18 protein-coding genes are annotated in these 22,282 nt (G+C 63.5%); 9 read left to right on the plus strand and 9 right to left on the minus strand.

What is annotated here, in order from left to right; genetic code table 11:
- Positions 1-65 precede the first annotated feature (65 nt).
- From gabT to AC5ZG1_RS00215, 8 genes are all read left to right on the plus strand, one after another.
- Positions 66-1,343, plus strand: coding sequence for a 4-aminobutyrate--2-oxoglutarate transaminase (gene gabT, locus AC5ZG1_RS00180; protein WP_456641138.1), 1,278 nt, complete (start codon positions 66-68; stop codon positions 1,341-1,343).
- 77 nt (positions 1,344-1,420) lie between these two features.
- On the plus strand, positions 1,421-2,716 hold the full coding sequence (locus tag AC5ZG1_RS00185) for an ArgE/DapE family deacylase (RefSeq protein ID WP_130224172.1): 1,296 nt from the start codon (positions 1,421-1,423) through the stop codon (positions 2,714-2,716).
- Positions 2,717-2,791: 75 nt separating this feature from the next.
- Positions 2,792-4,381, plus strand: a complete 1,590-nt coding sequence (locus AC5ZG1_RS00190; RefSeq protein ID WP_456641137.1) for an ABC transporter substrate-binding protein — start codon at positions 2,792-2,794, stop codon at positions 4,379-4,381.
- The gene (locus AC5ZG1_RS00195; RefSeq protein ID WP_463327283.1) at positions 4,378-5,400 is read left to right on the plus strand and encodes an ABC transporter permease; all 1,023 of its coding nucleotides are present in this window, start codon (positions 4,378-4,380) and stop codon (positions 5,398-5,400) included. The genes AC5ZG1_RS00190 and AC5ZG1_RS00195 overlap by 4 nt, the downstream gene beginning before the upstream one ends.
- A 7-nt stretch (positions 5,401-5,407) precedes the next feature.
- Complete coding sequence (locus tag AC5ZG1_RS00200) at positions 5,408-6,247, plus strand: ABC transporter permease (RefSeq protein ID WP_496131660.1); 840 nt, start codon at positions 5,408-5,410, stop codon at positions 6,245-6,247.
- A complete protein-coding gene (locus AC5ZG1_RS00205; RefSeq protein WP_496131661.1) occupies positions 6,244-7,899 on the plus strand; it encodes an ABC transporter ATP-binding protein in 1,656 nt (551 codons plus the stop codon). The genes AC5ZG1_RS00200 and AC5ZG1_RS00205 overlap by 4 nt, the downstream gene beginning before the upstream one ends.
- Before the next feature lie 34 nt (positions 7,900-7,933).
- A complete protein-coding gene (locus AC5ZG1_RS00210; RefSeq protein WP_456641134.1) occupies positions 7,934-9,493 on the plus strand; it encodes an acetolactate synthase large subunit in 1,560 nt (519 codons plus the stop codon).
- 34 nt (positions 9,494-9,527) lie between these two features.
- Positions 9,528-11,858 (plus strand): molybdopterin guanine dinucleotide-containing S/N-oxide reductase, encoded by a 2,331-nt coding sequence (locus tag AC5ZG1_RS00215; protein WP_496131662.1) that lies wholly within the window; start codon positions 9,528-9,530, stop codon positions 11,856-11,858.
- A 45-nt stretch (positions 11,859-11,903) separates the two neighbouring features.
- On the opposite strand, the gene AC5ZG1_RS00220 is transcribed toward AC5ZG1_RS00215, so the two are convergent.
- From AC5ZG1_RS00220 to AC5ZG1_RS00255, 8 genes are all read right to left on the minus strand, one after another.
- The gene (locus AC5ZG1_RS00220; RefSeq protein ID WP_028162040.1) at positions 11,904-12,227 is read right to left on the minus strand and encodes a 2Fe-2S iron-sulfur cluster-binding protein; all 324 of its coding nucleotides are present in this window, start codon (positions 12,225-12,227) and stop codon (positions 11,904-11,906) included.
- Entirely contained in the window at positions 12,224-13,939 is a 1,716-nt protein-coding gene (locus AC5ZG1_RS00225; protein WP_496131663.1) for an FAD-binding protein, read from the minus strand. Before AC5ZG1_RS00225 ends, AC5ZG1_RS00220 begins: the two co-directional genes overlap by 4 nt.
- Entirely contained in the window at positions 13,936-14,646 is a 711-nt protein-coding gene (locus AC5ZG1_RS00230) for an ABC transporter ATP-binding protein (RefSeq protein WP_130224184.1), read from the minus strand. The genes AC5ZG1_RS00225 and AC5ZG1_RS00230 overlap by 4 nt, the downstream gene beginning before the upstream one ends.
- The gene (locus tag AC5ZG1_RS00235; protein WP_130224186.1) at positions 14,643-15,395 is read right to left on the minus strand and encodes an ABC transporter ATP-binding protein; all 753 of its coding nucleotides are present in this window, start codon (positions 15,393-15,395) and stop codon (positions 14,643-14,645) included. Before AC5ZG1_RS00235 ends, AC5ZG1_RS00230 begins: the two co-directional genes overlap by 4 nt.
- Entirely contained in the window at positions 15,392-16,228 is an 837-nt protein-coding gene (locus AC5ZG1_RS00240; RefSeq protein ID WP_130224188.1) for a branched-chain amino acid ABC transporter permease, read from the minus strand. Before AC5ZG1_RS00240 ends, AC5ZG1_RS00235 begins: the two co-directional genes overlap by 4 nt.
- Positions 16,228-17,106 (minus strand): branched-chain amino acid ABC transporter permease, encoded by an 879-nt coding sequence (locus tag AC5ZG1_RS00245; RefSeq protein ID WP_028162045.1) that lies wholly within the window; start codon positions 17,104-17,106, stop codon positions 16,228-16,230. The genes AC5ZG1_RS00240 and AC5ZG1_RS00245 overlap by 1 nt, the downstream gene beginning before the upstream one ends.
- Positions 17,107-17,177: 71 nt before the next feature.
- Entirely contained in the window at positions 17,178-18,401 is a 1,224-nt protein-coding gene (locus tag AC5ZG1_RS00250; protein WP_456641128.1) for an ABC transporter substrate-binding protein, read from the minus strand.
- A 206-nt stretch (positions 18,402-18,607) separates the two neighbouring features.
- Positions 18,608-19,246, minus strand: a complete 639-nt coding sequence (locus AC5ZG1_RS00255; protein WP_456641127.1) for a MarR family winged helix-turn-helix transcriptional regulator — start codon at positions 19,244-19,246, stop codon at positions 18,608-18,610.
- A gap of 209 nt (positions 19,247-19,455) precedes the next feature.
- Here AC5ZG1_RS00255 and AC5ZG1_RS00260 point away from each other — a divergent pair, with 209 nt between their 5' ends.
- Positions 19,456-20,958 (plus strand): 4-hydroxyphenylacetate 3-hydroxylase family protein, encoded by a 1,503-nt coding sequence (locus tag AC5ZG1_RS00260; RefSeq protein ID WP_496131664.1) that lies wholly within the window; start codon positions 19,456-19,458, stop codon positions 20,956-20,958.
- A gap of 115 nt (positions 20,959-21,073) precedes the next feature.
- Here the strand turns inward: AC5ZG1_RS00260 and AC5ZG1_RS00265 are convergent, their stop codons facing one another.
- Entirely contained in the window at positions 21,074-22,270 is a 1,197-nt protein-coding gene (locus AC5ZG1_RS00265) for an amidohydrolase family protein (RefSeq protein ID WP_496131665.1), read from the minus strand.
- Between the last annotated feature and the right edge of the window lie 12 nt (positions 22,271-22,282).

Here is a 22,282-nt window from a genome sequence, read left to right on the forward strand (position 1 = left end):
GATAATAAAACTGGTTGTTCGTTCGATACCGCCAACTACGGTCCCCTCAACTTGGGGAAGTAAGAATGGCGCTAAACTCCGAACTGATGTCACGCAGGCAGTCTGCGGTGGTCCGTGGTGTTGGTCATGCCACACCGGTTTTCGCTGATCGGGCACTCAACAGCGAGCTTTGGGACGTCGAGGGACGACGTTACGTCGATTTTGCCGGTGGTATCGCGGTTCTCAACACCGGTCACCGCCATCCGCAGGTGATCAAGGCGGTTCGCGATCAGTTGGATCGCTTTACGCATACCTGTTTCCAGGTCGCTCCGTATGACTCCTATGTTGAGCTCGCCGAGCGTCTCAACGCGCTGGCGCCGATCAGCGGGCCGCTGAAGTCGATACTGCTGACAACCGGTGCCGAGGCCACCGAGAATGCGGTCAAGATCGCTCGTGCGGCAACCGGCCGCAGCGGGGTCATCGCGTTCACCGGAGGCTTCCACGGGCGCACTGCTTTTGCGTCGGTGATGACGGGAAAAGTCGTGCCCTATAAGAAGGGTGTTGTTTCCCCTCTGCCCGGCGTGTGGCATGTACCATTTCCGATCAGTGGCAGCGAGATTAGCGTCGACGACGCGCTGCGCTATATCGGCTTCATTTTCAAGGCCGACATCGATGCGTCCCAGGTGGCGGCGATCATCATCGAGCCTGTGCAAGGCGAAGGCGGCTTCCACCAGGCTCCTCCCGAACTGATGCGTGGGCTGCGCCGCATCTGCGACGAGAATGGGATCGTGCTGATCGCGGACGAGGTTCAGACCGGATTCGGTCGGACTGGAAAAATGTTCGCGATGGAGCACTACGACGTCAAGCCAGACCTCATTTGTGTCGCGAAGAGCCTTGCCGGTGGCTTGCCGCTATCTGGCGTGATCGGGCGTGCCGCGATCATGGACGCGGCGGAGCCGGGTGGCCTCGGGGGCACCTATGCCGGTCATCCGCTGGCGTGCGCGGCTGCGCTTGCGGTGCTCGATGTGTTCGAACAGGAGAACCTTCTCGCGCGCGCCAATGAGATCGGTGCGCGCTTGCGCGATGCGATCGATCGCTTTGCCCAGGCCAATCATCTGCTGCCGATTTCCCGGGCTCGCGGATTGGGCGCGATGATCGCCTTCGATGTGCTCAAGCAGCGGGGGAGCAACGAGCCGGACGCCGAAGCCACCAGTCAGGTCACCAGGCTTGCGCACCAGAACGGCCTGATCCTGCTGTCCTGCGGCACGACCGCGAACACGATTCGGATTCTGGTCCCGCTCACGGCATCGGACGACATTGTGGACGAGGGGCTTTCGATCCTCGAATCCTGCCTCGTCGCCTGAACCCCGCGACCGACGAACATCAACCAAACCAACAACGAGCACTCGGGCGAAATAACCCCTGCGAACAGGAGACGACCTTGGAAACTGAGCTGACCAAGACCAATAGCCTCGCGGAGGAATTGCGGGCTGCCGTCGATCGCAACTTTGACGATCAGGTGGCCTTCCTCGCGCGCCTGGTACAATTCCGCAGTCTCCGCGGTCAGGAGGCTCCGCTCCAGGCCTGGATGGCCGAGCGCCTGGCCGAGCGCGGCTACAAGGTCGATGCTTTCAGTCTCGCCGACGTCGATCTGATGAGCCATCCGAAGGCGGCTCCGATGGATGGGATCGATCTTGCCGGCTCGAGGCAAGTTGTGGCGACTTATGAGGGCGGCGGGAAGGGGCGCAGCCTGATCCTCCAGGGTCATATCGACGTGGTGCCGGAAGGCCCGGCGGATTTCTGGGATTTTCCGCCATTTGACGGCGTGGTGCGCGACGGCTGGATGCACGGCCGCGGCGCTCAGGACATGAAGGCCGGCGTGTCGGCGATGATTTTCGCGCTCGATGCGATCCGGGCCGCGGGCTACGCGCCGCAGGGCCGCATCCACGTGCAGACCGTCACCGAGGAAGAAAGCACCGGCAACGGCGCGCTGTCGACGTTGATGCGCGGCTATCGCGCCGACGCGTGCCTCATCCCCGAGCCGATCGGCCAAAAGCTCTTGCGCGCGCAGGTCGGCGCGATCTGGTTCCGCGTGCGAGTGCGAGGCACGCCGGCCCATGTCGCCTACTCCGAGACAGGCACCAGCGCCATTTTGTCGGCCATGCACGTGATCCGTGCGTTCCAGGACTACACCAAGCGGCTCAACGAACAGGCCGTGGATCATCCGTGGTTCAAGACTGTCAAATCGCCGATCAAGTTCAATGTCGGCATCATCAAGGGCGGCGATTGGGCAAGCTCGACGGCGGCCTGGTGCGAGTTCGATTGCCGGCTCGGCCTGCTTCCCGGCACTAGCCCGCAGGAGGCGATGCGTGGCATCGAGAAGTGCCTGGCCGACGCACAGGCCACCGACAGCTTCCTGTCGAGCAATCCGGCCGAACTGATCTGGAGCGGCTTCCAGGCAGATCCGTCGGTCTTGGAGCCCGGAAGCGAAGCCGAGCAGGTGCTCTCCTCGGTGCATCAGGTGGTCTTCAACGAGCCGATGCAGTTGCAGATTGGCACCGCCGTTACCGATACGCGCTACTACAACGTCGACTATGGAATTCCGGCGCTGTGCTACGGCCATTACGGCATCGGGCCGCATGCGTTCAATGAGCGCGTCGATCTCGAAAGCGTCCGCAAGATCACACTGAGCATCGCGCTCTTCGTCGCCAACTGGTGCGGATTGAAGAAGCTGTGATGGTCGCCGCCGCATCTGCGGCCGGCGCGTCTCGTCCAGAGAGCCATGTCAACAGGAAGGGGGGATATCATGGGAATGAACAGGCGTGAATTCGGCAAGTTGGGACTGGCCGCGGGAATGGCTAGCGTCGCGGGGATCCCGCTCGGCTTGCACCGTGCCGCGGGGCAGACGCGCGGCGGCACGCTCAGCACGATTACCCATCCGGAGCCGGCCATGCTGGTCTCCGCGATCAGCCAGCTCCAGCCGACGCTGACGATCTGCGGCAAGATCTACGAGAGCCTGCTTCGCTACGACTTTGACCTGAAACCGATCCCCGGCCTGGCGCAATCCTGGAGCGCCTCTCCCGACGGGTTGACCTATACGTTCAAGCTGTTCCCGAACATCACCTTCCACGACGGCAAGCCGCTGACGGCCGACGACGTCATCTTCTCGATGACCAAGATCCTGCCCGAGACCCACGCGCGGGCCCGGCCGATATTCACCCGCATCGATAGCGCCGAAGCTCCCGATCCGCTGACGGTCGTGTTCAAGCTCAAGTCGCCGTTTTCTCCGTTCCTCGGAGCATTCGATTGCACCACGGCGCCGATCCTGCCGAAGCACATCTACGAAGGCACCGACTTCAAGACCAATCCTGCGAATGACAAGGCGATCGGCTGCGGTCCCTTCAAGCTGAAGGAATGGGTGCGGGGATCGCACATCCACCTGGTCAAGCATGACGGCTACTACCGCGCCGGGGAGCCTCACATCGACGAGATCATCTACCGCGTCATTCCGGATGCGGCAGCGCGTTCGGTCGCGCTCGAGCAGGGGACCGTCAAGCTGACGCAGTGGAGCGACATCGAGCAGTACGATGTGGCTCGCCTCACCAAGCTGCCCCATCTCGACATGACGACAAAGGGATATGAGTACTTCGCGCCACATTTGTGGCTCGAGCTGAACAACCGCATTGCGCCGATGAACGACAAGCGCTTCCGTCAGGCGGTGATGTACGCGATCGACCGCAAGGCTCTGCTCCAGCGTGTCTACTTCGGTCTCGGCAAGGTTGCGACCGGTCCGATCTCGTCGAAGACCCGGTTCTACGACAAGAACGTAAAGCAGTACGAATACTCACCGGACAAGGCAAAAGCTCTTCTCGACGAGATGGGATTGAAGCCGGGCGCCGATGGCAAGCGGATCACCGTTCCGTTCCTGGTCACGCCATCGGGCGAGCTCTATCGTCGCGTCGCAGAGTTCTTGCGCCAGTCGCTGCTGCGGGTCGGAATCGACCTGCAGTTTGAAGGCACCGATGTCGCGGGCTGGATCCAGAAGGTCAGCAACGGGGAGTATTCGATGACGACGAATCTCGTCTATCAGCTCGGAGATCCCGCTATCGGCGTATCGCGCACCTACATTTCGTCGAACATCCGCAAGGGCATCATGTTCTCCAACACGGCCGGATATTCAAATCCGGAAGTCGATCGTCTTTTCGAGGAAGCAGCGACCGCCTCGCCGGACGAGAAGCGGCAGGAACTGTACAGCGCGGTGCAGAAGGCTCTGGTCGAGGATGTGCCGATCGTGTGGCTGCTCGAACAGGACTTTCCGACGTTCACCGACAAGAAGCTCAAGAATGTGACCACGACCGCCATCGGCGTTCACGAAACCTTCGGCGCGGTCCGGTTCGAATGAGCGTCGTCGCCATCACCCGGTACGGAGGCCGCTTGTCGGCCTACGTGCTGGGCGCCGCCGCCGGAGCGGTGAAGATCATCGGCGTGATCCTGGTCATCGCGACCTTCAACTTTATTCTCGTTCACGCGGCGCCCGGCGACCCGGCGCAGGTGATCGCAGGACAAAGCGGTGCTGCCGACGAAACATTGCTCCGCCAGATACGATCGGCCTATGGCCTCGATCAGCCGTACCTGGTGCAACTGGCGAGCTCCCTGAAGAAGACGCTGACGCTTGATCTCGGCTATTCCTATCGGCAACAGCGGACCGTGTTGTCGCTGCTGCTCGAGCGGCTGCCCGCGACCTTGCTGCTCACGGGTACGGCGTTCATCCTGTCCCTGGTCTTCGGTACGGCGTTGGGAACGATAGCCGGCACACGTGCGGGAAAATGGTCCGACACGTTCTTTACGATCGTCTCGCTGCTGCTTTATGCCTTGCCGGTGTTCTGGCTTGGCCTGATGCTCGTGCTGTTGTTTTCCGTGCAGCTCAATTGGCTTCCGCCATTCGGCTACGTGACCGTCGGCGTCGAGATGACGGCGTGGCAGCGCATCGCGGACATTGCCTCGCACATGGTCCTGCCGACTTTGTCACTGGCCGCTGTCTATCTCGCGATCTACGCCAGGCTGATGCGTTCCTCGATCATCGAGGTCAAGCAGCAGGATTTCATCAAGACGGCGCGCGCCAAGGGCGTGACCGAGTCCCGGATCGTGATGCACCATCTGCTTCGCAACGCGATCCTGCCCGTTATCACGGTCGCCGGAATGCAGGCCGGCGCGGTGGTTGGTGGCGCGGTTGTTGTCGAGACCGTGTTCGCCTGGCCCGGCCTGGGGCGGCTGATCTATGACGCCGTGCTGCAGCGCGACTATCCGGTCATGCAAGGCATCTTCCTGGTCATGTCGATTGTGGTGATCGGGCTGAACCTGCTCACCGAGGCGGTCTATCGCATGGTGGATCCGCGCATCTCCGTACGAAGTGTGAGGTGAGGCGGCCGTGGAGAACCTGGCATCCTTTCTTCGGCATCCGGCCGGCGTCATCGGACTGGTCATCCTGACCGGAGTCGTTGTGCTGGCCATCGTGGCGCCGACCCTGTTTCCCGTCGATCCCTGGGATATGGTGGCCGCGCCGTTCCAGCCGCCGTTCGACGGCGAGAGGTGGCTCGGCTCCGACATGCTCGGCCGCGACGTCGCCGCCTGCATCGCCTATGGCGCGCGGGTCTCGCTTCTCATAGGCGTCTCGTCGACACTTGCCGCGCTCGCGATCGGCGTCACCGTGGGAGCCGTTGCCGGCTATTTCGGCGGCCGCGTCGACGACTTTCTGATGCGCTTCGTCGAGTTGTTCCAGACGATTCCTGGCTTCATTCTTGCCATCCTGCTGGTGGCGACGCTCGGACCTTCTCTGACCAACGTGATCCTCGCGATCGGCGCTGTGAGCTGGCCGCAGCTCGCCCGGCTGACGCGCGCCGAGTTTCTTCGGCTGCGGAGCCGGGAGTTCGTGCAGGCCGCGGTCTGTCAGGGGCAGCCGCCGATGTCGGTGGTGTTGCGCCATATCCTGCCGAACGCGGTGTCGCCGATCATCGTGACCGGCTCGTTGATGATCGCCAGTTCGATCCTGATCGAAAGTGCGCTGAGCTTCATGGGGCTCGGTGACCCCAATCTGATGTCGTGGGGATTCATGATCGGCGCGTCCCGTTCGGTGATGCGTCAAGCGTGGTGGATGAGCGTGTTCCCCGGTGTAGCCATCTTCCTCACCGTGCTGGCGATCAACCTCGTTGGCGAAGGACTGAACGATACCCTGAACCCGAGACTGTCGCGGAAGGCGCGAGGTGCATGACGGACGAACCGCTGCTTGCAATCGAAAATCTGTCCGTTGCTTTGCCAAAGGGCGGCGACCGGCAGTTCGCGGTGGAAAACGTCTCGCTCGCCGTGCGTCGGAACGAGATCGTTTGCTTGGTCGGCGAGTCCGGCTCGGGTAAGTCGATCACCGCGCACGCCGTGCTCAGGCTGTTGCCGCCGGCTCTTCACGTCACCGGCGGTGCCATCCGTTTCAAGGATACGGACCTCGCGACAGCGGATGAAGGGGCAATGCGGGCGCTGCGGGGCGGCCCGATATCCATGATCTTCCAGGAGCCGCTCAGCGCGCTCAATCCGCTGACGCGTGTCGGTCAGCAGATCGCGGAAGCCATCGTCACGCACGCCGGCGCGAAGCTGTACCGTTCCGAGCTGGACGCGCGGGTCGTCGAACTGATCGCGGCGGTCGGCCTGCCCGATCCTCCGGCGCTCGCCCGCAGCTATCCATTCCAGCTCTCCGGCGGTCAGCGCCAGCGCATCATGATCGCGATCGCGATGGCAAACGAGCCGGCACTGCTGCTCGCCGACGAGCCGACCACCGCACTCGACGTCACCACGCAGAAGCAAATCCTCGGCTTGATCCGGAAGTTGCAGGTCGAGCGGGGAATGGGCGTCCTGTTCATCACGCACGACTTTGGTGTCGTCGCCGACATAGCCGACCGTGTCGTTGTCATGCGCAACGGCTGTGTGGTCGAGCAGGGCACGGTCGATGAGGTGCTTCGCGCCCCCAAGAATGACTACACCAAGGCGCTCATTGCGGCAGTGCCGGGCGGGCGCCCCCCAACGACGCACAGCCAGGCGCTGGGCAGCGATCCATTGTTGGAAGCCCGCGGTCTCAACAAGGTATTCGCGTCGCGTCAGGGCGCGTTCAGGCCGGTGCGACGGGTATCGGCCGTGCAGGACGTCGCTCTCACGCTGCGGCCGCGCGAGACCGTCGCCGTCGTTGGTGAGTCCGGATCGGGCAAATCGACGCTCGCGCGCATGATCATGCGGCTGATCGAGCCCGACACCGGTTCGATCGATTTTGATGGGGGCGACTTTCTCAAACTGAAAGGCGCGCAATTGCGCGCGATGCGCCGCAAGGTGCAGATCGTCTTTCAGGATCCCTTTGCAGCCCTCGATGCACGACAGAAGGTCGGTGAAGCCATCGCGCGCGGACCGATGACCTATGGAACGCCGCCAATCGAGGCGATTGCGGACGCAAAGCGATTGTTGGCGCGAGTTGGGCTGAAGGAGAGCGCATATGAACGCTATCCTCATGAATTCTCCGGCGGGCAACGCCAGCGTATCTGTATCGCGCGCGCCATCGCGTTGAAGCCGCTGGTGCTGGTCGCGGACGAGGCGGTTTCGGCGCTCGACGTTTCCGTGCAACAGCACATTCTGGAGCTATTGGCCGAGCTGCGCGAAGAAATGAACCTCGCAATGCTGTTCATCACGCATGACCTGCGTGTCGCATCGGAGATCGCCGACAGGATCGTCGTGATGCGGCGCGGCGAAATCGTCGAGCAGGGTGAGACGCAATCGGTATTCGGCGCGCCGCAGCACGCTTACACCCGCGAGCTGCTCGAGGCCATTCCTGGGCGTTCGTTGTTCGGTCGACCTCACGAGCCGTCGGCCAACGTATGTTTCGCCTAGGCGCTCGCGAACGGGAAACACGGGGCGCAATGACATGAAAACTGGTGCGGATCATCTCTGCGACGCGCTGCTCGCGCTTGGCGTCGATACCTGCTTCGCCAATCCGGGCACGTCGGAGATGCACTTTGTCGCCGCGCTCGATCGTCGGCAGGACATGCGCTGCGTGCTTGGGCTGTTCGAGGGCGTCGTCACCGGAGCTGCCGATGGCTATGGCCGGATGACGGACCGGCCCGCGGCGACCCTGCTGCATCTCGGCCCCGGTCTGGCGAACGGGCTCGCCAACCTGCACAACGCCAGGCGCGCCGGCACGCCGATCATCAATATCGTCGGCGAGCATTCGACCGCGCATCTTCCGCTCGACGCGCCGCTGACGAGCGACATCGAAACGCTCGCCCGGCCGATGTCGGCGTTCGTGCGCCGGATCGGCAGTGCCGCCTCGATCGAGCAGGATGTCGCGGATGCCTGGGACGCAAGCTTGGCGAACGGCATCGCGACGCTGCTCTTGCCGGCGGATATGGCCTGGTCGGAGCGATCAGCCGCGGCTCCGCTCGCCAGGCGTTCGCCGCCGCCGCGGCGCGAAGTCGATCCGGACAAGTTCAAGGCGGTCGTCGATCGTTTGCGCCGCGGTTGCAAGGCGGCGCTGATGTTGTCTGGGCAGGCTTTGCGCGCCGATGCGCTTGCCGATGCCGAAAGGATTTGCGCCAAGACCGGCGCGCGGCTGTTTGCACAGGGCGTCAACGGGCGCATCGAGCGCGGGCGCGGTCGGGCGCCGATCGAGAAGATATCCTTCGCCTGGGAGCCGGGTCGTGCCGCATTGGCAGGGCTCGATATGATCGTGCTGATCGGCGCCAAGGAGCCGGTCACGTTCTTTGGCTACCCAACCCAGTCGGGTCGCCTCGCACCTGAGGGGTGCAGCGTGGTCGAGCTCGGTGGGCTCGGTCACGATCTGAAGGGAATTCTCGCCCATCTTGCGGAAGCTGTCGGCGCCAAGTCGACGGCAGGTGTGCAGACGAGCGAGCTGCCGCCAGCCGAGATGTCCTTCCAGGCCGACGGTCCTCTGACCGCCGAAATGATCAATCGCGTGGTTGCCGCGAAGCTGCCGAAGAACGCGATCGTGTGCGACGAGGCGATCACGTCCTCCGGCTTCTACGAGCTGTCCTACAACGCGCCCGCGCACGACTATCTCCAGATTACGGGCGGCGCCATCGGCATCGGAGTGCCGATGGCGGCGGGGGCCGCGATCGCCTGTCCGGGAAGGAAGGTCATCTCGCTTCAGGCTGATGGCAGCGGCCTCTACACGCTTCAGGGGCTCTGGACGCAAGCACGCGAGAAGCTCGATATCGTCACCATCGTCTTTGCCAACCGCGGCTATGCAATCCTCCACGGCGAAATGCGCAAGGTTGGCGTCGCCAACCCCGGCCAGAATGCCCGCCGCATGCTCGACATCGAGGATCCCGAGATCGATTGGGTCAAGCTTGCCGGCGGCATGGGCGTAGCTGCGGAACGCGTGACGACCGTTCAGCGTTTCGCTGAAGTGTTCGATGCTGCGCTTCGACAGCGCGGGCCGTTCGTTATCGAGGCATCGTTGCTGTAACTCTTGAGGCGATTGATAGACGGGGCAACCTCGCATGACGCATTCCAACGCGACCGATCATAACGAGGCCTTCGCGACGCACAGTGCGCATTGGGGAGCGTTTTCGGCGCGCTGGGATGGTCAGGATGTCGCGATCCTGCCTTACGGCGGCGATCCTGCGCCATCGCCGATCCTCGGCAATTTCAAAGGTGCCTTGCGCCACAAGGCGCGTATCCTCAAGCCGATGGTCCGCCGCAACTGGCTCGAGCATGGGCCAGGCCCGCAGCGGCGCGAAATCGGCGACGATTTCGTCGAATGCGGGTGGGACACCGCGCTCGATCTGCTCGCCGGCGAGCTCGCGCGCGTTCGCGACAATTTCGGCCCGCGCGCAATCTATGGAGGCTCGTACGGCTGGGCCAGCGCGGGACGTTTTCATCATGCGCAAAGCCAGATCCACCGCTTTCTCAACCTGGTTTGCGGGGGCTATGTGCGTTCGGTCAACAGCTACAGCGCGGGCGCATCGGCAGTCGTTCTGCCGCATGTGATGGGGCCGTTCGAGGCGCTTTCGCGCCGCAACGTCACCTGGGACCAGCTACGGACCCACACTGAAATCGTGCTCGCGTTCGGCGGCATGCCGATCAAGAACTCGATGATCGCCAGCGGCGGGCTGAGCCGGCACGTCGAGCCCGACGCCATGCGCGAGGCGGTCAAGCGAGGCACGCGGTTCATCTCGATCAGCCCGTTGCGCGACGATTTCCCGCCCGAGGCCAGGGCCGAGTGGATTCCGATTCGTCCGGGCACCGACGTTGCCGTGATGCTCGCGATGGCGCACACCTTGCTCGCGGAAAATCTTTGCGACCGTGCGTTTGTCGACCGCTACACGACCGGCTTCGACGTGTTCGAGTGCTATCTTCGCGGTGACCGCGACGGACAGCCCAAGCATGCCGATTGGGCTGCCGCAATCAGCGGAATTGCGGCCGACACGATCAGGGATATCGCGCGCTCCCTTGTGCATGGCCGCAGCCTCATTGCCGTGGCCCATGCGCTGCAGCGGGCGCAATATGGCGAGCAGCCGGTGTGGGCCGCTGCAGTCCTTGCCGCAATGGTCGGTCAGATCGGCCTGCCCGGCGGCGGCTACAATTATGCGCTCGGTGCGATGGGGCACACCGGCCGTCGGGTCAACGCCGTGCCGATTCCGACGATGCCGCAAGGCAGCAACCCGGTTCGCGAATTCATTCCAGTGGCGCGGATTTCCGACATGCTGCTGAATCCGGGGGCGCCATTCGCGTATAATGGCGGCGAACTGCATTATCCCGACATCAAGCTCGTCTATTGGGCGGGCGGCAACCCGTTCCATCATCATCAGGATATTCATCGTCTGCGTCAGGCATTCGCGCGCCCTGACACGATCGTGGTCCATGAACTCGCCTGGACGGCGATGGCGCGGTCTGCAGATATTGTGCTGCCTGCGACGATGACGCTGGAGCGCGATGATATCGGCGCGGCGGCGACCGATCCGCGATTGATCGCGATGCGCAAGGTTGCGCCCCCCGTCGGTGAAGCACGTGACGACTTCGCAATTCTCTGCGATCTCGCCGAGCGGCTTGGCGGCGCGAGAGTCTTTGCCGAGGGACGCGATGCCGCGCAGTGGATGCGCCATCTCTATGAGCCAACGCGGCGCGCGCTGGTCGAGCGTGGCTGGGACGCACCTGATTTCGAGGAGTTCTGGGATCGCGGCGAACTGGCGCTTCCGTCGGAGCCGGACGACGGAGGCATCCTGCGTCGTTTTCGAACGACGCCGGAGGCAAATCCGCTGCCGACGCCCAGCGGCAAGATCGAGATATTCTCCAAGACGATCGCCGGCTACGGCTATGACGATTGCCCGGGCCACCCGACCTGGCTCGCCTCGACCGAGCAGCCGGACGCGACGGCTCCATTGTGGCTGGTTGCCAATCAGCCGGCGACGCGACTTCATGGCCAGCTCGATTTCGGTGACTATAGCCAGTCCCGGAAGATCGAGGGCAGGGAAGTCGCGCGGATGCATCCGGACGACGCCGCGCCGCGCGGGATCGTCGACGGCGATATCATCAGGATCTTCAATGCGCGCGGCGCCTGCCTCGCGGCGGTTAAGGTGACCGACGATGTCATGCGGGGCGTCGTCAATTTGCCGACTGGCGCCTGGTACGATCCCGCCCCTGATGGCGCGGAGAATCCGCTTTGCCTCCATGGCAATCCCAATGTGCTGACGCGCGACGTCGGCACGTCACGGCTGGCTCAAGGATGCTGCGGGCAAATCACTGTCGTCGATTGCGAGAAGTTCGTCGGAACGGCTCCGGCCGTCCGAGCCTATGAGCCGCCGATTCCCGTGAAATCTCGCTCGCGATAGTGGCGATGATCGCGGAATGATCGCAAATTGTTGCTTCAAACGCGGCTATAGACGCTCGTCGGGTGGCGCGATTTCGGTGACGAGGTCTCTTATCAGCGCTTTCTTCGGCAGCGGCGCCAGCGTCATGACGCCCTGTTTGAGGCGCACCGTGCAGGCGTAGTCGACTGTGCCGTCAATGAGCATCATGCACTCCTTGCACGCGTTGGCGTTGATGCAGGAGTACCGATAGGCGAGGGTGGGGTCGATCAGTCGACGTACCATGCGAAGGCCATCGAGCACGGATTGGCCTGGCTCGAACGTGACGTCGAACTCTTCGAACCGCGGCGTTTCCCCGGCGTTACCGCGCCGAATGCGCAGAGTTGTGTTCATGCCACGGGCCCTCCATTGGCCGGCGCGATCCTGCGCAGGCTGATATCGCCTTGTGACAGGCTGATGGTCTGGTTGACGCACCAGTTCTCCGACAGCCTCGGTTGGTCTTCCCGTTGATGCGCGCCGCGGCTTTCGCCGCGCGCCAGCGCAGCTTCGGTGACCGACCGCGCCACCAGCAGCATGTTCCGAAGGTCCAGCCAGTCAGTCATCATCGTGTCGAACGGCGCCCCGGTCGAAAGCGGAACATTGCCGATCTCCTGGCTGAGCTGCAGGATCGAAGAAAGCGCCGAGCGAAGCTTGGCTTCTGTTCGGAAAGGACCAACCTTATCGGCCATCACCGTCTGCAACCCGGCAATCGCGGCCGCAGGATTGGGCGCATCTCGTCTTGTCGCGCTGCGCAGCAGATCAAGCACGGGGCGAACCGCCTCTGCTGACCAGGACAGGCTTTGTGCCTTTGCTCGTTCCGCGGCGTTGCGACCGGCGCGCGCGCCAAAGACCAGCGCTTCGGTAATCGCATTGCCGGACAGCCGGTTGGCGCCATTGGCGCCGCCCACGACCTCGCCGCCGGCATAAAGTCCCGGTATGCGCGTCTGGAGCGTCTCGTCGACCCGAACCCCGCCCATCGTGTAGTGGGCGATCGGCGCGACCTCGACGTCCTGTCGAGCAAGGTCGATACCGTTGGCAAGAAGACGATCCACGACGGGTCCGAATGCGCGGCGTATCTCCCCCTCGGGTACGTGCCGGAAGCTGAGATAGGCGCCGCCCGCCGGGCTGCCGCGACCGGCCTCGACCTCCTTGGTGATCGCATAGGTCGCGAGATCGCGAGTCAGGACGTAACGACCGTCACTGCGGGAATCCTGGCTCGCATAGGCCGTTTCGAATTCCCGGCGTTCAGAGTTGAGCAGCCTGCCGCCCAGCTTGTAGCGGAACGGATCCCACATGATCGGATCCATGCCGATCAGACGCGGTGCCAGATGGCCAATCGGGAAGAACTGAACGAACTCCATGTCGATCAACTCCGCCCCGGCGCGCAAGGCCAGCGCATAGCCATCGCCGGCCATGTTGGCGGAGGCGCTGTTGCGGCGATAGAGGCCGGTAAGGCCGCCAGTTGCGATGATTACGGCTTTCGCGGCGAGTGTCACCGCGCGACCGGTCGGCAGGTGCAACGCGACTGCCCCGCAGGCCTCGCCGTCCTGTATGGCGATATCGACGATCACGAGATCGCCGATCAGGCGCACATCGCTCGCACTTTTCAGTCGGGTGCGCAGTGTCCTGGAGACCGCGGGACCCGTCGAGAGAAAATCGACATAGGCGCAGCGGGGACGGTCGTGGCCTGGCGCCTGAGCCTGCTTGATGTGGCCGTCCTCCCGCGCCCAGCCCACCTTCCAGTCGTCCATCTCGCGCAGCCGCCGCGGCCCATCCTCGCAAAGCAGCGCGGCGAGGCGCTCGTCACACAGTCCGCGGCCTGCCGCGAGCGTATCCGCCAGATGGTACTCCCAGTGATCGGGCGTCTGCTCGCCAAGCGCAGCCGCCACCGTCATTTGCGCCATCACCGTTGCGCCGCCGCGACCAATCAGGCTGCGATCGGCGAGAATCACGGACGCACCGGCACGCGCAGCTTCCAGCGCCGCGTACATGCCGGCGCCGCCGGCACCGATCACGAGCACGTCGGTCTCAAGATGCGCCGGGCTCAAGTTCTGGGCTGAATTCAACCCGGTCCTCCCAAGAAGGCATCCGAGACCGCGGGATCTTCGATCATCTTCTGCGCCGGCCCCGATGCCACCACGCGACCGGTCTCGAGCACGTACGCCCGGTCCGCCACCTTCAACGTCTGACGCGCCTTTTGCTCAACCAATAGCACAGATAGTCCTTCGGCGCGGGTCTCGGCAATGACGCCAAAGAGGTAAGCCGTGGCTTGGGGCGCAAGGCCGAGCGACGGTTCGTCCAGCAGCAACAGGCGCGGTTTCGACAATAGCGCGCGCGCGGTCGCCAGCAATTGCTGCTCGCCGCCGCTGAGCAGGCTCGCCGCGTTGTGACGCCGCTGCCCGAGGATCGGAAAGCGCTCCTGCATGCGCTTGAGGTCCGCGATCGCCTGGCTCTTGTCCGCGCGGGTATAGATCCCCATCGCGAGGTTTTCCTCGACCGTCATGCGTCCGAGGATGCCGCGCCCTTCGGGCACCAGCACGACGCCGCGGCGAACGTTGCGTTCGGCATCATTCGGCCTCAGCTTTTGGTCCTTGTAGACGATCTCGCCCTGGAACGGCAGGAGGCCCGCGATCGCCCGGGCGATCGTGCTCTTGCCCGCGCCATTGGCACCGAGCAACGCGACGATTTCGCCTTCAGCGACGTCGATGTCCACGCCGCGCACCGCGGCGATGGCGCCATACCGGACCTGCAGCCCACGAGCCGAGAGTATCATTCGTCCTTACCGAGATAGGCGTCGAGGACGCGAGGATTCGTGCGGACTTCGCTTGGTGCGCCTTCCGCGATCAGCACGCCGAAATCGAGCACATAGAGATAATCGCACAACCGCATCACGAAGTTCATGTCGTGCTCGATGAGGAGGATCGTCAATCCGGTTGCGCGAAGCTTCAGCATCAGTTGCCGGATCTCTTCGGCCTCGTCATGGTTCATGCCGGCCACGGGCTCGTCGAGCAGCAACAGCTTCGGCCGCGCGGTGAGGGCACGCGCCATCTCCACCCGGCGCTGCATTCCATAAGGCAGCGATTTGGCAGGGCGGTCGCGTAAGTCCGTCAGGCCGAAGAACTCCATCACCTCCACCGCGCGCACCTGCGCGGCGGGGTCGCCCCAGCCGACCGGCAGCAATCGGCGCCACCAGGATTCGCGGTGCGGCTGCGCAACGAGCAGATGCTCCCAGACCGTCATGCTGGGGAAGAGGCGGATATTCTGGAAGGTTCGCGCAATGCCTTCGCGCGCGATTTGGTGGGGAGGCAGCCCATTCAGCGCCGTGCCATTCAGGCGAACCGTGCCGGAATCGGCGCGGTAGGCCCCGGTGATGACGTTGAACAGCGTCGTCTTTCCAGCGCCGTTGGGACCGATGATGCCGACGATCTTGCCCTCAGGCACGCCGCTGGTCACGGCGGAAAGCGCATGGATGCCGCCGAAACTCTTGGTGACCTCGCCAAGTTGAAGAAGCGGCGCGCTCATGATGCCGCCTTCCTGAACGTGAGCCCACGCAGCAGCGTGCGGTCGACGATGCCCTGGCGACGCACCAGGAGCACCAGGATCAGCAGCGTACCGAAGGCGGCGAGACGCCAGTCCGCGATCGGCCGCAGGAATTCGGGCAGGAAGACCAGCAATATCGCGCCGATCAGCGAGCCCAGCCCGAGCGTGGAGCCGCCGAGGATGGTCGCGAGCACGAAGTCGATCGAGCGCTCGAAGCCGAAATTGGCGGGTTCGATATAGACGTGATGGTGCGCGAACAGCCCACCGGAGATCGCAGCAACAGCCGCGCCGATCCCGAATGCGCCCACCTTGATCGCCACGGTGTTTAGGCCGACCAGTCCCGCCGCGGTCTCGTCGTCATGCACGGCCTGCATCTCGAGCCATACGCGCGAACGCTCGACGAGGATCAATACGACAAGGATGCCGCCGGCCCATGCCCAGATATACCCGACCGAAATGTGCGCCATGCCGTGAAAGCCGCCGGACCCACCCATTGCAGGGAAGTTGATGAAGAAGCTGCGCATCATCTCGCCGAAGCCGAGCGTGGCCATCGCAAGATAGATGCCTTTCAGCCGAAGAGCCGGGAAGCCCACGATCACGCCGATAATGCCGGCCGCGATCGCAGAGACGATCAGCGCCGGCGTGAGCGGCATGCCGAGTTCGACCGTGAGGTAGGAGCTCAGATAGGCGCCGATCGCCATGAAGGCCGCATTGCCGAGCGACAATTGGCCGGTGGCGAGGATGATGTAAACGCTGAGCGCGCCGAGCAGCAGGATGCCGGCTTCAGCGAACAGGCTGGCATAATAGGTCGACATCACACGCGCTGGCCCTGGTCGGAACGCGCGCCGCCGAGCAGACCTTGTGGGCGCAGCAAAAGGATCAGAATCATGAAGCCGTACACGACGAAGTCGCGGACCTGCGAGCCGCCATAAGCCACCGTGAGCACCTCGACCACGCCGATCAGGGGACCTGCGAGCAGCGCGCCCCAGATGTTGGTGGTGCCGCCGATCACCATCACAGCGACCGCCTTCAGCCCGATTTCGACGCCAAGATATGGCGTGATAGCGCCGTAATGCAGCGCGATCAGGACGCCGGCAACGCCGGCAAGCGCGCCTGACAGGGCGAAGGCAAACAAGGTCAGCCGGTCCGCCGAGACGCCGAGCAGGCGCGACACTTCGCGGTTTTCGGCGACCGCCCGCAGCGCCCGGCCAACGGTGGTTCGCTGCACGGTATAGGCGATCAGCGTCACCAGCACGATGGTGGCGCCGACAACGATGAGCTGCATCTGGCCGATATTGACCGGGCCGAGCGTATACTGCCGCCCCAGATACTCATCAGGCAGTTGCAGCGGGTCGGAGCCCCAGAAATTTGTCGCGACGTTCTGCAGGATGATCGAGAAGCCGAGCGTGCTCAGCATCGGCGTGACGACAGGAGTACCCCGCAACGGCTGATAGCCAATCCTCTCGATCACCATAGCGGCAATGGCCGCGCCCGCCATGCCGCCGAGCACGGCGACGGGAAGGGGAAAGTTTGCGGCGATCAGCGTGAATCCGAAATAGCCGCCGATCATGAAGAGTTCGGCGATCGCCAGATTGAGGATGCCGAGAATTCCCATCACGATGGAGAACGACAGCGCCAGCAGCGTGTAGATCGCTCCTAGCGTGAGGCCGTTCACGAGTTGCTGCCACAGCATGAATGTTCAGTCGGTCGGATGTTGAAGAGAGGGGCCGGGCGAACCCGGCCACCGAATGATTGCCGGGTCGATCAGCAGCCGGCGTGGTTGGGCGCGGAGCTGCAGCCGCGGACCTTGGTGTCCCAGGCGCCGTTCTGACCCTGCAGCACGTAAAACGCCTTGATCGCATCGCCGTCGTCGTTGAAGCCAATCGGTCCGCCGAGGCCCTGGAAGCCTTCCAGCTTGGCAAGATGGTCGCGGATCTTGGCGCGATCGGCCTCGACGTCTGCAGGCTTGCCGGTCACACCGGATTTCTTGATCGCATCGATATACATGCTGACGATCTCATAGATGTTGGCGTCATACATGCTCGGTTCGATCTCGGCCGGCAAGCCGCTCTCCTTGCGCAGCAGTGGCTGCAGACTGGCGACGAACTTCTCGGCCGCTTCGCCTTTCATGGTGGCGAAGAAGGTCGCCGGCGCAATGATCGGAATTTCCGGCGCGGCCTTGAGGATCGCCGACGAAATCAACTGGGTGGCGCCGACGACCGGCTTGATCAGGCCCTGGCGCTTCATCTCGCGCAGCACGGTGATGGCCTGGCTATAGTCCGCGCTGACGACCACACCGTCCGGGTTCAGCGACTTCAGCTTGGTGACCTGGGCACTGACGTCGAGATCGCCGGTGTTGAAGGACAGCGGGTCGGATTCATTGACGATGGCGATCTCGTTCGCCTTCAGCGCGGCGGGCATGATCGCCTTGCCGACGGTCGCTGCGGTGGCGTCCTTGGCATCGAAGATGATGCCGACGGTCTTGATGTTGAACGCCTTCTTGAAATAGGGCACCGTCGTTTTGGCGAGCACGCCTTCGTCGATGGTGTTGCGGAACGCCCACGGGCGGTTCAGCTTGGCTACTCCAGGCTTCGAGGAAGCCTGCGAGGTTGCGACCACCTTCATCTCGTTGGCGACAGGAAACGTCACTTCCGCGGCACTGCTGGTCAGCGGGCCTGCGACTGCGAGAACCTTTTCGTCGCCCGCCAGTTTGCGCAGCGAGCTCGCCGCCTGGGCCGGCTTGGCGCCGTCGTCGAGAATGGTGATCTTCAGCTTGGCGCCGTTGATGCCGCCGGCATCATTGGTCTGCTTCTCCAGCATCTTCAGCGTGACGCTGTTGCTGCGGCCCCATTCGGCGAATGGGCCGCTGCTCGGCACGACCGCGCCAAGCGCGATCTCCGGGGCTTGCGCCAATGCGCTGCCCGCGCTCAGCGAGATCACGGCGAGGGTGCCTAGCAGCCGCGACGGGTTCAATATGACCTTCAACATCGACTTCTTTCCGTTGCTATTAACCATGGCTGCCTACAGCAGCCGATCTCGGAAGGGTGCAATGCACGCGGCGTGCCAGTGGCCCCGCGCGTAGCTAATGCTCCAACAGATTTGGCTCTTTGACAAACGAAAATTTCGCAGCTTTGTAGATTAGTTCTCTTTGGAAGCTATTTTTTCGGCACTGCGGTGAAGTTTGCGGCAACCTGTCACGCCTTGCCGGTCTTCCGCGGCTTGGACGAGGATTTACGCGATGGCGAGGCCATCGGCTGGACGTTGGTTTCGGCCAGGTATCGCTGCAGCGCGATAGCGCGGTCGCTCGACTCCACCAGGCGCTGCACCAGGTCGAGCAACATCTCGAACTCCCGCGCGCTCAGGCAGCCAAATTCCACGTCGTTGATCTGCATTTGCGTCGGCGCCAGCCGCTCGAGCAATTCGACGCCCCGCGACGTGACGCTGAGCGAGAGCCGTCGGCGGTCACCCTGATGCGCAGCCTTTTCGATCAAGCCCTTGCTTTCCAGCTTGTTGGTCACGGTGGTGACGAAGGCGCCACTGAGATGGAGGTGGTCGGCGACGGTCTTGACGTGGACGTCGCCTTGCGCCGCCAGATGCCGGATCGCGATCAGCGTGGTGTATTCGATCCCGGGAAGACCGATGACGGCGGCATGGCCATCGCGCAGTGTTTGATGCCGGGCCAGAAATCCGAACAGGCTGTGCACCAGTTTGCGAAACTGCTGGTCGGAGCCGTCTACGAGCAGTTCAGGGCGGGAGGTTGTGAGCGCAGTGCGATGGGCGATGCGTCCGGCGCCGGGTTTGGTGGTGATGGCGCGCGCTGCTGTCTTGGCCAAGGGATCATCTCATTGATTGGGTTCGTCGGAAGATTGAACGGTCCCAATGGCAATTGCAATGCTTGTCATTGCAATGCTTGTGCCCGGAGGGGCACAGCGTTGATTGCCGCCTTGACATTCAGCCCATAATAGCTTCGGATATTAGCTATCTAATCCTGCATCGGGCTGGCACGAGGTGCCATTTGTTCGATGTTTTTTGGGGGATCGCGATGGACGAGGCATCATCCGGGGCGGCTGTGGGCGGTTTGGTCAAGAACGGCGCCGAGCACGTCGCAAGCGTGCGGGACGGCAGGGCGGTTTTTCTCGACGGCGAGCGCGTTGCCGATGTATCGACGCATCCTGCCTATCGTCATGCCGTCGAATCGGCCGGTGTGCTGTACGATTATCAGGCGCATCCCGACAATCTGCAGCGGATGACCTTTGACGTCGGCGGCGGCCGGCGCATCAGCCGGGCCTGGCAGCTCCCCAGGAGCTATGAGGATCTGGTCGAGCGCCGGAAGGCGCTGGTGGAGTGGGCCGAATTGTCCTGCGGCTACCTCGGCCGATCGCCGGACCACGTCGCGTCTTCGATGTCCGGCATGATGATGGGCATCGAGGTTTTCGAAAATTATGACCCGAAGCGCGCCCAGGCGTTTCGCGACTGGTTCGACTACGCCCGCAAGAGCGACCTGTTCATGACCTACGTCATCAACAACGTGCAGGGCGACCGCTCCAAGGCGTTCGGCAGCCAGGGCAAGGGCGCCGAGGACATGGTGGCCCGCATCGTCGACGAGGACGCTTCCGGCATCACCATTCGCGGCGCCAAGCTGTTTGCCACCAGTGCGATCATGGCCAATGAGCTGTTTGTCGGCTCCGGCCAGCCCCTCCGGCCGGGTGAGGAGCATCTGGCATTTTCCTGTGCGCTGCCGATGGGCACCAAGGGATTGAAAATGCTGTCGCGGAAGTCGTTCGAGGCGCACGCGGTCAGCGAGTACGACAATCCGCTGGCCTATCGCTACGACGAGAACGACGCCCTGGTGTTCTTCGACGACGTCAAGGTGCCGTGGGAGCGCGTTTTCCTGCTGCGCAACACCGACATGTGCCGGGCACAGCTTCACGATACGCCGGCGCATATCTATCAGAACTATCAGGCGCAGATCCGGCTTTCGGTCAAGCTGCGGTTTCTGGTCGGCCTGGCGCGCGGCATCGCGCAGGCCATCGGTACCATCAATTTTCCGCCAGTGGTCGATACGCTCGGCAAGCTCGCCTCCCAGGCGGCGCTGATCGAGGGCATGGTGTTCGGCATGGAAGCCGGCGGCGCCATGCGCGGCGAATATTTCCTGCCCAACAAGCATCTGCTTTATGCGGCGCAGGTCCAGTCGCAGGAAATGTACCCGCAGATCATCAGCACCATCCGTGAACTGGCCGGTGGGGCGCTGTTGATGCTGCCGTCATCGGTGCGGGATTTCGCCAATCCGGAATTGGCCGACATCATCTCGCTGACGCAGATCTCGCCGGCGATGAGCGGCGAGCAGCGGGTCAAGATGCTGAAAATGACCTGGGATGCGGTCGGCTCGGAATTCGCCTCGCGTCATCTGCAATACGAGATGTTCTACGCCGGTGCGCAGTTCGTCACCCGCGGCCACAGCTATCGCACCTATGACTGGGATCGCGCCTCGGGCCTTGCCGACCGGTTGGCGAGCAAGTACCGGTTGCCGGATTTTGAGAACTAGAAGCGTTTTCGAGCGAAGCATGCCCTCGGACTTGATCCGAGGGTGGACCCGGTTCGCATAGCAATCAAGTTTACGCAGATTGCGCAGACTTATCTGCGCGGAAAACGCGTCGGGTCTAATGCGCGGCGCCTGAGAAGTCGCGGGGCAGGCGGTTTTCCGCGACGCGCACGTTGCGGATGCCCGCCGGCGTGTTGCGGCTGCGACCCACGAAGCGCGGAATGCCCGCCGTCAATACGGCGGATACCGCGGGGACGTCGCCGTTGCGCAAGGCCGACAAGGCGTCGTCCTGCGAGCCGCCGGCGCAGGCATCGATCAGGAGCACGTCGGCTTCCTTGCCGGGTTGCAGCAAACCGGTGTTGAGCCGATAGACGCGCGCATTGTTGCCGGTGGCCGCGGCGATCGCCTGTTCCGGCGGCATGCCGCCGAGACTTGCCAGGTGGCTGATCGTGTAGAACATGCCGAGCGGCATGATGCCGCTTCCGGTCGGCGTATCGGTGGCGATCAACAGCCGCTCCGGCTGCCCCGCTTCGTCGAGCAGTTTGGCGGTCAGGAGCGCGGTGCGCAGATTGCCCGCGGTGCAAAGCTGCAAGGCAATGGTGCTCTCGTTGACCAGCCGGGCAAAGCCCGCCTCCGGCATCGCCACCGGACCGCCATTGACGTGAAAGGACACGGTCGGATTGGACGCCAGCACATGCTCGGCCCAGATCCCTGACGAGCCGGGGATCGAGGAGCCGCCGGTGTGCATGGTGGTCACCATGCCCAATCGTCGCGCCGCCTGCATCAGCGGTGCATAGTCGAAAGGCGTGGCGAAGGCGCCGAACCCTGCCTTGGCGAGCCAGATGCCGGCCCCTGCGAGTTCCTCAAGATCACCCTCGGTGAGGCCGGGCTCGAGAATGACCGAGCCGGCGTGAACCCGCACGCCGCCGGGACGATAATCCAGGAAGCACGCCCGCGCCGCCAGCGCCAACGCCTTGACGCCGGTCGCATCCTTCGGTCGGCCAGGCACATGCACTTCCGATGCGGTGATCGCCGTCGTCGTGCCGCCGTGCAGATAGCTTTCGAGATAGCCGACCACGCGCTGGCGCGGGGTGTAGTCGCCGAAAGTGATGTGCACGTGGCTGTCGATCAGCCCGGGCACCGCCGTCGTTCCCGCGGCATCAATCACCACATCGCAAGCTGCGACCGCGTCAGCGGAAAGCGTTCCGATCTCGACGATCCTGCCATCATTGATCAAGATGCCGTCGCCCTTGGCAAAGGGAGCGGCAAGGTCGCCCGTCACGATGGTGCCGATGTTGACGATCGCGGTGCGCATGGAGAGTCCTGT

The sequence above is a fragment of the Bradyrhizobium sp. Leo78 genome, from assembly GCF_059512425.1.

Coding starts and splice junctions, on each gene's coding strand:
- gabT (WP_456641138.1), top strand. CDS start 66: ATGGCGCTAAACTCCGAACTGATGTCACGCAGGCAGTCTGCGGTGGTC.
- AC5ZG1_RS00190 (WP_456641137.1), top strand. CDS start 2,792: ATGAACAGGCGTGAATTCGGCAAGTTGGGACTGGCCGCGGGAATGGCT.
- AC5ZG1_RS00195 (WP_463327283.1), top strand. CDS start 4,378: ATGAGCGTCGTCGCCATCACCCGGTACGGAGGCCGCTTGTCGGCCTAC.
- AC5ZG1_RS00205 (WP_496131661.1), top strand. CDS start 6,244: ATGACGGACGAACCGCTGCTTGCAATCGAAAATCTGTCCGTTGCTTTG.
- AC5ZG1_RS00210 (WP_456641134.1), top strand. CDS start 7,934: ATGAAAACTGGTGCGGATCATCTCTGCGACGCGCTGCTCGCGCTTGGC.
- AC5ZG1_RS00215 (WP_496131662.1), top strand. CDS start 9,528: ATGACGCATTCCAACGCGACCGATCATAACGAGGCCTTCGCGACGCAC.
- AC5ZG1_RS00220 (WP_028162040.1), bottom strand. CDS start 12,227: ATGAACACAACTCTGCGCATTCGGCGCGGTAACGCCGGGGAAACGCCG.
- AC5ZG1_RS00230 (WP_130224184.1), bottom strand. CDS start 14,646: ATGATACTCTCGGCTCGTGGGCTGCAGGTCCGGTATGGCGCCATCGCC.
- AC5ZG1_RS00235 (WP_130224186.1), bottom strand. CDS start 15,395: ATGAGCGCGCCGCTTCTTCAACTTGGCGAGGTCACCAAGAGTTTCGGC.
- AC5ZG1_RS00240 (WP_130224188.1), bottom strand. CDS start 16,228: ATGTCGACCTATTATGCCAGCCTGTTCGCTGAAGCCGGCATCCTGCTG.
- AC5ZG1_RS00245 (WP_028162045.1), bottom strand. CDS start 17,106: ATGCTGTGGCAGCAACTCGTGAACGGCCTCACGCTAGGAGCGATCTAC.
- AC5ZG1_RS00250 (WP_456641128.1), bottom strand. CDS start 18,401: ATGTTGAAGGTCATATTGAACCCGTCGCGGCTGCTAGGCACCCTCGCC.
- AC5ZG1_RS00260 (WP_496131664.1), top strand. CDS start 19,456: ATGGACGAGGCATCATCCGGGGCGGCTGTGGGCGGTTTGGTCAAGAAC.
- AC5ZG1_RS00265 (WP_496131665.1), bottom strand. CDS start 22,270: ATGCGCACCGCGATCGTCAACATCGGCACCATCGTGACGGGCGACCTT.